Origin of the sequence: Lutimaribacter degradans (assembly GCF_023703375.1) — a bacterium.
Lineage (GTDB): Bacteria > Pseudomonadota > Alphaproteobacteria > Rhodobacterales > Rhodobacteraceae > Lutimaribacter > Lutimaribacter degradans.
In genome coordinates this window covers 1-11,759 of the sequence record NZ_JAMQGO010000024.1, presented here as the reverse complement: position 1 = coordinate 11,759, position 11,759 = coordinate 1, and the positions used below count along the sequence as shown (strand labels likewise).

The following is an 11,759-nucleotide window of genomic DNA, read 5'->3' as shown; positions in this document are numbered from 1 at the left end:
AAAACCGCCGACGATATCCTCGCCCGAGAGAGCCGCGCCCTGAACGCCCTCGATGAAATTCGCGGAAACCGGTAGCATGCGTCAGACTCGGAACACTAGGATCGACCAGACTTGAAATGGCCCCGTCATGGAAGGCCAAATTGGGTTCGGTCAAAATGCCTTGGGACACGGGCTATAGAAAGGCCCCGTGGCATCGAATTCAGAGGGCATTTTACTTGTGGAATGTCGGTTAAAGATTTCAGTCGATGGCCTTGTTGATCAGCATTTGCAAGGTGTCTTCCATTTCGTTCACGTAGTCCGCCCTAACGTTGATGCTCATGCCATCGAACATATCGGTCACGTTTTGATACGCGATCTGAGTGTCGCCATCTGGGCCATGATAGACCAGCACGCGCAGAGGCAGCATCAACCCCGTCTGAATGTCGTCCTGCATCGCGGCCGTGTCAACGGCCGGGTTGCCAAAGATCAGCAGTTGGGCCGGGACAAGTTCCATCTCCGCGCTGTTGGCCTCGGCGGCATAGTCGACCCGGGCATAGACCTTGCCCCCGGCCTGTCGCACCGCAGCCTCCAGCGCGTCCATGGCGGCTGGAACATACTTCGTCGTTTGAACGGTCATCACCTCGGCCATGGCCGGGGTTGCAAGCGTCATCGCAAGCAGGGTTGCGCGGATCATGAGAATTCCCTCTCCAAGTTATGTTTTGCACTCCATTCATCCGACAAAAAAGGTCGGATGATCGTTCCGAGCCCTTAGCCCCAGACTCTGCAAGGCGCACTGATCGACATCAGTTGGCGGGGTTTTTTCCGGAAAGACCCAAGATCGGGTCCTTTGCAGAGGGAGGCATCATCGAAATGAGGGCGCTTGTGGGGCGATATGATTATTGGCATCCAGGCCTCAGGCTGCATCCACCGAAGCCAGTCATCCATTCTCGGGATGCGGCCTTGGCAGTATTCCCTGACATTCTGCCAACTGATCCAGCGGGTCGGAATGTCCCGCCCGGCTCGGTTGGTGAGCGTCAGGCCTGGCACAGGTTCGGCCTCAAAAGTCCTTTCGTGTGATGGCGCACCGCCCTGTGCGTGAATGTCCCGATCCGTGACGCGACGACCACGGCCTCGAGCGTTTGATCCGACAGCCAGTTCAATGCATCGATTAAGCGACTGTCGCGGATTGTGGAATTCCGAGCCCCGCCGCGATCTGTTTCGCCGTCGCGTAATGATGTGTTTCCAGGAAGAATTCGCAAATCTGTACCGCGCGCAAAACCGATTTTCCCGAAGTCTGCATCTGGCTTGATCTGAACCAGTCGCGGTTTGGTGCCGCTCCTTTGATAGCATAATGTGCAGCAAAAGAGACGAACTATGGGCACGGGAAGAGCGAATAGACGAAACCCGCTTTCGGGAACCATAGGGCTGTCATTCTCGTTCTACAACGTAGTGAAACGATAGAAGAGACAGACAATGCTACCTCAGAAGAACCATACCGTGGATTCAAACGACAAGCATCAGCGAAACAAAGGCAGCGGCTATGGCCGGTTCTTCGCCATGATCGGCACCTCGACGGTCGTGATGTATGGTCTGATGTATCTCAACACCTACGCGCTCGATCACGTCTTCTTCTCGCAGACCCGGATGTGGATGGCGCTCTACATGGGCGGGATGATGGCGATTATCATGCTCGCCTTCATGCTGGGCATGTACTCCAACCGGAGAAAAAACATCGCGATCTTCGCCGGTGCAGCCATTGCATTCGCCGCCGGTCTTTACCTCGTCCGGTCGCAGGACACGGTGGGCGATGTCGCCTGGATGAAGGCTATGATCCCGCACCATTCCATCGCGATCCTTACCAGCGAACGCGCGAACATTTCCGACCCGCGTGTTCGTGAACTGGCTGATGCGATCATAAAGGCGCAGCGCAGCGAAATCGCGGAAATGCAGCGATACATCGCGGACATCGAAACCGACGGTGATGCGGCCCCCGGAACTCCGCGAACTGAACCCTGAGACGAAGGAGACCCTTCATGCCTAACGACACCCGAGGCGTCGCCGATGTGAAGAGCGATCCCGCCACCGCAGCGACCGGAAAGACGGCCGTTCTTTACCGTATGGCCCTGCCGGACCATTTGTGTCCGGCAGGACAGAAGGCGCGCTGGTTTTTGGACCGCCAAGGACTTGAGGTCGATGAGCCGGATGCTGACGTTTGGCCGCGTCCGCGTTTCATCTAAGCCCCCAGCAGGCTTGGGATCGTGCGATGCACGCCTCGCGCGCGTCGCCATCAGAAACGTCATAAACAGTCGTGTGCTCGCATTTTCTTTATGATCCTCTTTGACCACGTCAGAGAGTAAGACGCGTTATTGCTCAAGACTCCCGTCTTTGCAGGCAGCTCCTCCACGGGCGGGGGCTCACATAAAAAGGATCAGCAATGAATGTTCCCGAAGCTACCAAACCCGCAGTTTGGGGTGCCATCGGTGGCGCCATCGTCGCGATCGTGATCGGATTTGCCTGGGGCGGATGGGTGACTGGTGGAACAGCGTCCGAGATGCAATCCGCCAGTGCGGAATCAGCCGTCGTTCAGGCGTTCACACCCCTCTGCGTCGCCAAGGCCGAACAAGAGCCGGAACAGATCGCCTTGTTGAAAGAAGAACGGAGCTATCAGCGTGACAACTTCGTGGTCGAGGCTGGCTGGGTCGACAACGTGAGCGAAAAGTTTCAGTCGGAAGTGGCTGATTCGTGTGCCGATTTGATCATAGAAGGCATGCAATAACGCAGGCGATTCCCGCCAAGGCATATAGTCACTCTATCTCCATGTTGAGCCTCGGGGCGGCGTTTCAAGCCGATTTTGCAACTTCATCGGCGGGGTCAGCACAAGGATCGGTGGGGATACTCTGCCGCGAATTTCCAGAATGGGCGGGCTTCGCTGTAGCATATAGGTAGGCCGATGAAGGGCGTAAGGGGGCTCAGAACCGACCACAGAGGCAGCGTAGCATCTTGTGACACAATGGTCCGTCAACGTCGCGTTGGGCCACACGAAGATGGACAGCACCGTCAGATACCTCGGCGTCGAGCTTGAAGATTCTCTTGCGATTGCAGAGGCCATGAAATTTAAGGAAGCGGGCCGTCTTCACGGACGGCCCAGAACGACCTCCGCGGCCAGTTGCGACGCCGCAACGAAGCTTTCGCATTCCTGCGGTCCGTGCATTTTGCAGCATTTTCGATGAGGTGATGACGGCAGAGCCGGACTTTCTGCCATTTGCCTTGTGGGTCGGAACATCTTGTGGGTCGGAACATATAGTTCACTGCACACCGGTCGCAGAGTCAGAATCCTTATCGTGTTGGCTACACCGGCGGGTTGGTCCGTTCCGACCTATCGCATGATTGGGCGGCGGCAAGCAGCGGTGCATCCTGAAGCTGACCGAACGGATCAACCTGCAAGGCTCCATCGCTACGGTCGAAGACGAGCTGGGCACGGACGCGGCCTGAACGGGCCGGGCCCATTTCATTTCGTCATACCCAACGGTCCAATGTGCGCCGCCCGCGGATCCGCTCCCACCATGTGGGTGTTTCATCATCGTGGTACCCGATGTCGGCGACGATACATTTCGCAGCAGAGAACCTCAACGAACCAGCATTTAGCCCGTTTGAATCATTATATCAGAAAAATGTCGCAAATGGGGGTTGAATGGTCGCAATTTGTTCGTGAACATGTGTCTGGCACACTGGGTAGCACTCTGGACGATTTGTGTCGGTGCCAAGCCGACGAACCGCTTGGCACCGACCTGCGTAAAACCTGGATCTGACCACATCACCACCCGCGGCGCGATCACGTCGGCTGTGGCAAATACCGAAGTGGGCAAAAAGTCATTACAGCCTTTCGAGGCTCGCGCGGAGATATTGCGCGACCGGCGAGCATTCGCATCGCCGGTGACGGGACAGCTTGGAACGGAGACGGAAATGAGCAACACGATGGCCGAAAACGCTGAACTGACCATGACAGATCAGGTTTACAGCGACGATCCGCTCGCCGATCGCGAGACCGACCATTACCGCAAGGAATACGTCAAGGCGTTCGTCGACAAGTGGGACGAGCTGATCGACTGGACCGGCCGCGCCGAGAGCGAGGGCCAGTTCTTCATCGACATCCTGCGCGCCCGGGGCAAGGAGAGCGTGCTCGACGTGGCCTGCGGCACCGGCTTTCACTCGGTCCGGTTGACCGAGGCGGGCTTTGACGTGACTGCCTCGGACGGGGCGGCCTCGATGGTCGCCAAGGCCTTCGAAAATGGCCGACGCCGCGGGCTGATCCTGAAGACCGCGCAAGCCGATTGGCGCTGGCTCAACAGCGCCATCAACGGCAAGTACGATGCGATCGTTTGCCTGGGCAATTCCTTTACGCATCTGCACAAGGAATCCGAACGACGCCGCGCGCTGGCCGAATTCTATGCCGCACTCAAGCATGATGGTCTGCTGATCCTGGATCAGCGCAACTACGACGCCATGCTCGACCGGGGTTTTTCGACCAAGCACAAGTACTACTACTGCGGAGAGCAGGTGACCGCCGAGCCCGACCACGTGGACGAGGGGCTGTGCCGGATGCGCTATTCCTTCCCCGACGGCTCGGAATATACGCTCAACATGTGCCCGATCCGCAAGAACTACATGCGCCGGCTTCTGTCGGAGGCCGGGTTCGAACGGGTGCGCACTTACGGCGATTTTCAGGATACCTACGCCGAGGATGACCCGGATTTCTTTATCCACGTAGCCGAAAAGTCGGCGATGCACCTGGTGCGCTGGGGTACCTCGGACGACGGAAAGCAGGACATCCGCGACATCACCGAGGACTACTACGACAGCGATGACGCGGACACGTTCTATTCCACGATCTGGGGCGGCGAGGACCTGCATATCGGCCGCTATGCCGAAACGCCCGATATCCGCACCGCCTCGGACCGCACCATCGATTCGATGATCGACCGGCTTCCGCCGCTGGACGCCTCGGCCCGGGTGCTGGACATGGGCTCGGGCTATGGCGGCGCCATGCGTACTCTGGTGCGCAAGACCGGCTGCGAGGCGGTCTGCCTCAACATTTCCGAGACGCAGAACGAGTACAACCTGGGCAAGATCCGCGCCGCCAAGCTGACCGGCAAGATCACGGTGCGCCACGGCGTGTTCGAGGACGTGCCCGAGTCCGACGCCAGTTGCGACGTTGTCTGGAGCCAGGACGCCTTTCTGCATTCCGACCAGCGCGCCAAGGTTCTGGCCGAAGCGTGGCGCGTGCTCAAGCCCGGCGGGCACCTGATCTTCACGGATCCAATGCAGGCCGACGATGCCGACCCCGCCGTGCTGCAGCCCGTTTATGACCGTCTGCAACTCAACGACCTGGGCTCGCCCCGGTTCTACCGCGAGGCGGCCGAGGCGATCGGTTTCGAGACGGTGGAACAGGAGGAGGCCGTCAGCGACCTGCGCACACACTATTTCCGTGTTCGCGAGGAGCTGCTTGCCAACTACGAGAAACTGCGCGAGGCCGGGGCTTCGTCGGAGTATCTCGACAAGATGGCCGTGGGGCTGGAGAACTGGGTGAAGGCCGCCGATGACGGCCACCTCGCCTGGGGCGTCCAGCACTTCCGCAAGCCGGCGTGATGTGACATGCCGGGGCGCCGCCGCGCGCCCCGGCCCTTGCCTCAATAATTCGCCACCATCATTGGAGAGTATTGCATGACCGGGCCCAATCCCGATCCCCCCGCCTCTGTGTCCTTCGAGCTTTTCCCGCCAAAGACCGACGCTGGCGAAGCGACGCTGGCGCGCGCCGTCGATCAGATGGCCAGTGCCGATCCGGCCTATTTCTCGGTGACCTACGGTGCGGGCGGAAGCACCCGCGACCGCACCGCCCGGGTAGTGGATATGGTCGGGGACCGCACCGGGCGTCCTGTGGCCCATCACCTGACCTGCGTGGGCGCGCGCCGAGGCGAGGTCGATCATCTGGCCCGGGGTCTGCACGACAAGGGCATCACCCGTATCGTGGCCCTGCGCGGTGACCTGCCCGAGGGACAGAGCCTCGCACCTGATGGCTATGGCGACGCCGCCGAGCTGGTGGCGGGGCTGCGCCGAGTGGCGGATTTCGACATCTCGGTGGCCGCCTACCCGGAGGTTCACCCCGAGGCCGCAAGTGCCGCGGCCGACCTGGACCATCTCAAGCGCAAGCTGGATGCGGGTGCGGCCCGGGCAATCACGCAATTCACCTTCGACACGGACGTGATCCTGCGTTTCATCGATCGGGTCCGCGCGGCGGGCATCACCGCCCCGATCGTGCCGGGGATCATGCCGGTGGCCAATTTCGCCGGGCTCAAGCGATTCTCAGCCATGTGCGGCGCGACGGTGCCGGATTGGCTGTCGCGGATGTTCGAGGGGCTGGACGACACGCCCGAGAGCCGCGCCATGGTCGCCACCAGCGTCGCCACGGAACAATGCCGCCTTCTGATGGAGGCGGGGCTGTCCGAGTTCCATTTCTATACGCTCAATCGGCCCGAGGTCAGCCTGGCGGTCTGCCGCGCGCTCGGGATCACGCCGGCAGTCCCGGCCGAGAGCGCCGCCTGAGGAGAGACGAGATGACCCAGACAGACTTCATCGCCCATGCCGACCGCCGCATCCTGGTGCTGGACGGGGCCATGGGCACCATGATCCAGCAGCACAAGCCCGACGAGAGCGTTTATCGCGGGGACCGCTTTGCCGACTGGAAAAGCGATGTGGGCGGCAACAGCGAATTGCTGAGCCTGACCCAGCCCGGGATGATCCGCGACATTCACACTGCCTTTCTTCAGGCGGGCGCGGACATCCTGTGCACCAACACCTTTGGCGCAAATGCGATCAGCCAGGCTGATTACGGCATGGAAAGCCTTGTCACCGAGATGAACGCCGAGAGCGTGCGCCTTGCACGCGAAGCGGCTGACGCCATGTCCACACCCGACCGCCCACGTTGGGTTGCCGGCGGCATCGGGCCAACCAACCAGACCGCCAGCCTAAGCCCGGACGTCAACGACCCAGGCTTTCGCGCGGTCACCTTCGACGACCTGGCCCGCGCCTATGGCGAAGCCGCGCGCGCGCTGATCCAGGCGGGGGTCGACCTGCTGCTGGTCGAGACGATATTCGACACGCTCAACGCCAAGGCCGCGCTCTTTGCCATCGACAGCCTGAAAGACGAAGGGCTGGATGTGCCACCTTTGATGATCTCTGGCACCATCACAGACCGGTCCGGGCGCACATTGACGGGCCAGACGCCCGAGGCCTTCTGGGTGTCCATGAGCCATGCGCGCCCCTTCTCGGTGGGGCTGAACTGCGCCCTGGGGGCGGGCGAGATGCGCCAGCATGTGCGCACCCTGTCAGAGGTCGCGGATACCCGCATCAGCGCCTATCCCAACGCCGGCCTGCCCAACGAGATGGGCGGCTATGACGAAACGCCTGAGGAAACGGCCGCGCATCTGGGCGAATGGGCCGATGCGGGGCTGGTGAACATCGTCGGCGGCTGCTGCGGCACCACGCCCGACCACATCCGCGCCATTGCCGAAGCCGTCGCGGGCAAGGCTCCGCGCGCGGTGCCCGAAACGGTGCGGCGGATGCGACTGTCGGGACTGGAGATGTTCGAGGCCCCCGGCACGATTCAGGAGGACGCGGCATGAGCGGAGTTGCCAATTTCATCAATATCGGTGAGCGCACGAATGTCACAGGTTCGGCCCGGTTCAAGAAGCTGATCATGGAGGGCGACTATGCCACCGCGCTCGACGTGGCGCGCAGCCAGGTCGAGAACGGCGCCCAGATCATCGACGTGAACATGGACGAGGGCCTGCTCGATTCGGAACGGGCGATGGTCACCTTCCTCAACCTGATCGCCTCCGAGCCCGACATCAGCCGGGTGCCGGTGATGCTTGACAGTTCCAAGTTCGAGGTGATCGAGGCCGGGTTGAAATGCGTCCAGGGCCGCGCGGTGGTCAACTCCATCTCGCTCAAGGAGGGCGAGGCGGCTTTCCTGGAACAGGCCCGCACCGTCCGCCGCTACGGCGCCGCCGTGGTGGTCATGGCCTTTGACGAGAACGGCCAGGCCGAGACAGCGCAGCACAAATACGAGATCTGTCGCCGGTCCTACGACCTGCTGACACAGAAGGCGGATTTCCAGCCCTGGGACATCATCTTCGATCCCAACATTTTCGCCGTTGCGACGGGGATCGAGGACCACAACGACTACGCCAACGCCTTTTTCGACGCGATCAAGCTGATCAAGGCGGACATGCCCGACACCCATATCTCGGGCGGGCTGTCGAACGTGTCGTTCAGCTTCCGCGGAAATAACGCGGTGCGCGAGGCGATGCACTCGGCCTTTCTCTATCACGCGATCCCCTTGGGCATGAACATGGCCATCGTCAACGCGGGCCAGATCACCGTCTACGACGATATCCCAGAGGAACTGCGCGAGCGGGTCGAGGACGTGCTGTTCAACCGCCGCGACGACGCGACCGAGCGGCTCTTGGAGATCGCGGACAAATACAAGGGCACCGGCGAGGCGTCCAAGAAGGAAGATCCGAAGTGGCGCGAGGCGCCGGTCGAAAAGCGGCTGGAACACGCGCTCGTCCACGGGATCACCGATTTCGTGGTCGAAGACACCGAGGAATGCCGCCTGCGCGCGGAAAAGCCGCTTCATGTGATCGAAGGGCCGCTGATGGACGGCATGAACGTGGTGGGTGATCTGTTCGGCGCGGGCAAGATGTTCCTGCCGCAGGTGGTGAAATCCGCCCGCGTGATGAAGACCGCCGTGGCCCATCTGCTGCCCTACATGGAAGAGGAAAAGCGCCTGCAAGGCGACACCTCGGCCAAGGGTAAGGTGCTGATGGCCACGGTGAAGGGCGATGTGCACGATATCGGCAAGAACATCGTCGGCGTCGTGCTGCAATGCAACAATTACGATGTCGTGGACATGGGCGTGATGGTCCCGACCGAGGATATCATCGCCAGGGCCAAGGAAGAAAAGGCCGATATCATCGGGCTGTCCGGCCTCATCACCCCATCACTCGACCGCATGGTCGAGGTGGCGGGAGAGATGACCCGACAGGAGCTCGACCTGCCGCTGCTGATCGGGGGCGCGACCACCTCCAAGAAACACACCGCGCTCAAGATCGCGCCGGCGTATGAAAACGGCGTGATCCATGTGGACGATGCCTCAAAGGCGGTGGGCGTGGTGTCCAAACTGCTGTCGAAAACGGCGGCCCCTGCCTATCTGGCCGAGATTGCCGAGGGGCAGGAGAAGATGCGCGCGGGCGACGACCGCACCGGCGACCGGCCCACCGCCCCGCTGGTGCAGGCGCGGGCGAATGCCTTTGATGGCGGCTGGGACGACTATACGCCGCCCGCTCCGCAGACGCCCGGTCTGACCGTGATCGATGATATCGAAATTGCCGCGCTGCGCGACTACATCGACTGGACGCCGTTCTTTTCCACCTGGGAAATGCGGGGCAACTTCCCCGACATTCTCGACGATCCCGACAGGGGCGAGACGGCGCGCGAGCTTTTCGACAATGCGCAGGCGATGCTGGATCGGATCGAGACGGAAGGCTGGTTTACCCCGCGCGGGGTGGTCGGGCTCTGGCCCGCCAACAGCCGCGGCGATGACATCCTAGTCTGGACGGACGAGACGCGCGGCCATCTGCGCGCACGGATGCCGCAGCTGCGCCAGCAGCGCAACAAGACCCGCGACACAGCGCAGATGTGCCTGGCCGATTTCATCGCGCCCGAGGGCACGCCGGACTGGGTGGGCGGGTTCGCCGTCACCACCGGGCAGGAGGTGCACGATATTGCCGACCGCCTGAAGGCCGAGGGTAACGATTACGACTCGATCATGGTGCAGGCCTTGGGCGACCGGCTGGCCGAGGCCTTTGCCGAGGCGTTGCACGCCCGCGTGCGCCGCAGCCTCTGGGGCTATGCTCCGGGCGAAGGGCTCGACAACACGGCGCTGATCCGCGAGCAATACCGCGGCATCCGCCCCGCGCCGGGCTATCCCGCTTGCCCCGATCACACCGAGAAGCGCACACTTTTCGACCTGCTGGATGCGCCCGCGCAAACCGGCATCACCCTGACGGACTCTTGTGCAATGTGGCCCGCCTCTGCGGTCTCGGGCCTCTACTTCTCGCACCCCGAGTCGCGCTATTTCGGGATCGGCCGGATCGGACCGGACCAGGTCTCGGACTATGCCGCGCGCAAAGGGATGGAGGTCGCCGAGGTCGAGGCCTGGCTGGCCCCCAGCCTGGCCTATCGGCCTGACAAGTCACAGGCGGATCGCAAGATCGCCTGACCCCGCAAGTTCACTTGCCAATAGAAACTCACCCCACAGCAGTGGAGAAAGGAACGAGATGAGCGACAAGACCTGGCTGTTTACCAGTGAATCGGTGTCCGAAGGACATCCCGACAAGGTTTGCGACCGGATTTCGGATGCCATCCTAGACGCCTACCTGGCCGCAGACCCGCAGTCCCGCGTGGCCTGCGAGACACTGGCAACCACCGACCATGTGACCATCGCGGGCGAGGTGCGCGGCCCGGAATCCGTGCTCAAGGATGTCGAGCAGATCGCGCGCGACGCGATCCGCGACATCGGATACGATCAGGCCGGGTTTTCCTGGCGCAATGCCGAAATCGTCTGCCGCCTTCACGCCCAGTCCTCCGATATCGCGCAGGGCGTCGATGAGGGCGACAAGGGCGAGGAGGGCGCCGGCGATCAGGGCATCATGTTCGGCTATGCCTGTAATGAGACCGCCGAGCTGATGCCCGCGCCGATCCAGTTCGCCCACCGCATCCTGCGCCACATGGCCGAGGACCGGAAGTCCGGCAAACAGCCGAACTTCGGCCCCGACGCCAAGAGCCAGGTGACCCTGAAATACGCGAATGGCCGGCCTGTGGGTCTGGATACCGTCGTCGTCTCGACCCAGCATGCCGAGGGCCTAAGCCAGGCCGAGGTGCGCGAGATGGTCAGGCCCTACATCACCGATGTCTTCAAGGACGAAGGCTGGGATCTGCCCGCCGACGACAAGCTGATCGTGAACCCCACCGGCAATTTCGTCATCGGCGGCCCCGACGGCGACGCGGGGCTGACGGGTCGCAAGATCATCGTGGACACCTACGGCGGAGCGGCGCCCCACGGCGGCGGCGCCTTTTCCGGCAAGGACCCCACCAAGGTGGACCGCTCCGCGGCCTATGTCGCGCGCTATCTCGCCAAGAACGTCGTGGCCGCGGGTCTGGCCGACAAATGCCAGATCCAGCTCGCCTATGCCATCGGCGTGCCGGAACCCGTGGCGCTCTATGTGGATACCCTGGGCACCGGTCTGGTCTCCGAAGAAGACCTGTCGGGCCGTCTGCGCGAGATGGTCCGCCTGACCCCGCGCGGCATCCGTGATCACCTGCAACTCCTGCGACCTATCTATACCCGCAGCGCAGCCTACGGTCACTTCGGACGCCATGCCGAGGACGATGGCGGATTTTCGTGGGAGAGAACCGACCTCGCCGATGAACTGGCCCGCAGCTTCGGCGACACCGTCGCCGCACAGTAAACGCAACGAATTTCAGGAAACGACACAATGAACAAACCTGACAATGTAACAGCCGTGGACCACGTCGTTCGCGACCTGTCCCTAACGGACTATGGCCGCAAGGAACTGGACATCGCTGAAACGGAGATGCCGGGCCTCATGGCGCTGCGCGAGGAATACGGGGCGGAACAGCCACTCAAGGGTGCGCGGATC

At 62.0% G+C, this 11,759-nt stretch carries 11 protein-coding genes and 1 pseudogene; 10 read left to right on the top strand and 2 right to left on the bottom strand.

Annotated elements, in window-relative coordinates:
- Positions 1-238: 238 nt before the first annotated feature.
- Both M8744_RS17495 and M8744_RS17885 read right to left on the bottom strand, forming a co-directional pair.
- Positions 239-673 (bottom strand): DUF302 domain-containing protein, encoded by a 435-nt coding sequence (locus M8744_RS17495; RefSeq protein WP_251420036.1) that lies wholly within the window; start codon positions 671-673, stop codon positions 239-241.
- A gap of 74 nt (positions 674-747) precedes the next feature.
- Positions 748-1,329: a DUF6915 family protein gene (locus M8744_RS17885; protein WP_434481386.1), complete on the bottom strand. Its 582-nt coding sequence runs from the start codon at positions 1,327-1,329 to the stop codon at positions 748-750.
- 123 nt (positions 1,330-1,452) lie between these two features.
- On the opposite strand from M8744_RS17885, the gene M8744_RS17490 reads away from it, so the two are divergent.
- The 10 genes and pseudogenes from M8744_RS17490 to M8744_RS17450 all read left to right on the top strand — a co-directional run.
- Complete coding sequence (locus M8744_RS17490) at positions 1,453-1,995, top strand: DUF305 domain-containing protein (RefSeq protein ID WP_251420035.1); 543 nt, start codon at positions 1,453-1,455, stop codon at positions 1,993-1,995.
- A 17-nt stretch (positions 1,996-2,012) separates the two neighbouring features.
- Complete coding sequence (locus tag M8744_RS17485) at positions 2,013-2,216, top strand: hypothetical protein (protein WP_251420034.1); 204 nt, start codon at positions 2,013-2,015, stop codon at positions 2,214-2,216.
- A gap of 197 nt (positions 2,217-2,413) precedes the next feature.
- Positions 2,414-2,755, top strand: a complete 342-nt coding sequence (locus M8744_RS17480) for a hypothetical protein (RefSeq protein ID WP_251420033.1) — start codon at positions 2,414-2,416, stop codon at positions 2,753-2,755.
- Between the two features lie 238 nt (positions 2,756-2,993).
- Positions 2,994-3,095, top strand: a pseudogene (locus tag M8744_RS17475) (integrase); the annotation flags it as partial.
- 847 nt (positions 3,096-3,942) lie between these two features.
- The gene (locus tag M8744_RS17470; RefSeq protein ID WP_251420032.1) at positions 3,943-5,625 is read left to right on the top strand and encodes a glycine/sarcosine N-methyltransferase; all 1,683 of its coding nucleotides are present in this window, start codon (positions 3,943-3,945) and stop codon (positions 5,623-5,625) included.
- Positions 5,626-5,700: 75 nt separating this feature from the next.
- The gene (gene metF, locus M8744_RS17465; protein ID WP_251420031.1) at positions 5,701-6,579 is read left to right on the top strand and encodes a methylenetetrahydrofolate reductase [NAD(P)H]; all 879 of its coding nucleotides are present in this window, start codon (positions 5,701-5,703) and stop codon (positions 6,577-6,579) included.
- A gap of 11 nt (positions 6,580-6,590) precedes the next feature.
- Positions 6,591-7,658 (top strand): homocysteine S-methyltransferase family protein, encoded by a 1,068-nt coding sequence (locus tag M8744_RS17880; RefSeq protein WP_434481385.1) that lies wholly within the window; start codon positions 6,591-6,593, stop codon positions 7,656-7,658.
- Positions 7,655-10,318: a methionine synthase gene (gene metH, locus M8744_RS17460; RefSeq protein WP_434481384.1), complete on the top strand. Its 2,664-nt coding sequence runs from the start codon at positions 7,655-7,657 to the stop codon at positions 10,316-10,318. Before M8744_RS17880 ends, metH begins: the two co-directional genes overlap by 4 nt.
- Positions 10,319-10,376: 58 nt before the next feature.
- On the top strand, positions 10,377-11,567 hold the full coding sequence (gene metK, locus M8744_RS17455; RefSeq protein WP_251420030.1) for a methionine adenosyltransferase: 1,191 nt from the start codon (positions 10,377-10,379) through the stop codon (positions 11,565-11,567).
- Positions 11,568-11,594: 27 nt separating this feature from the next.
- Positions 11,595-11,759 (top strand): adenosylhomocysteinase (locus M8744_RS17450; RefSeq protein ID WP_251420037.1); only part of this gene is annotated, 165 nt, incomplete at its 3' end.

Coding starts and splice junctions, on each gene's coding strand:
- M8744_RS17495 (WP_251420036.1), bottom strand. CDS start 673: ATGATCCGCGCAACCCTGCTTGCGATGACGCTTGCAACCCCGGCCATG.
- M8744_RS17885 (WP_434481386.1), bottom strand. CDS start 1,329: ATGCTATCAAAGGAGCGGCACCAAACCGCGACTGGTTCAGATCAAGCC.
- M8744_RS17490 (WP_251420035.1), top strand. CDS start 1,453: ATGCTACCTCAGAAGAACCATACCGTGGATTCAAACGACAAGCATCAG.
- M8744_RS17485 (WP_251420034.1), top strand. CDS start 2,013: ATGCCTAACGACACCCGAGGCGTCGCCGATGTGAAGAGCGATCCCGCC.
- M8744_RS17480 (WP_251420033.1), top strand. CDS start 2,414: ATGAATGTTCCCGAAGCTACCAAACCCGCAGTTTGGGGTGCCATCGGT.
- M8744_RS17470 (WP_251420032.1), top strand. CDS start 3,943: ATGAGCAACACGATGGCCGAAAACGCTGAACTGACCATGACAGATCAG.
- metF (WP_251420031.1), top strand. CDS start 5,701: ATGACCGGGCCCAATCCCGATCCCCCCGCCTCTGTGTCCTTCGAGCTT.
- M8744_RS17880 (WP_434481385.1), top strand. CDS start 6,591: ATGACCCAGACAGACTTCATCGCCCATGCCGACCGCCGCATCCTGGTG.
- metH (WP_434481384.1), top strand. CDS start 7,655: ATGAGCGGAGTTGCCAATTTCATCAATATCGGTGAGCGCACGAATGTC.
- metK (WP_251420030.1), top strand. CDS start 10,377: ATGAGCGACAAGACCTGGCTGTTTACCAGTGAATCGGTGTCCGAAGGA.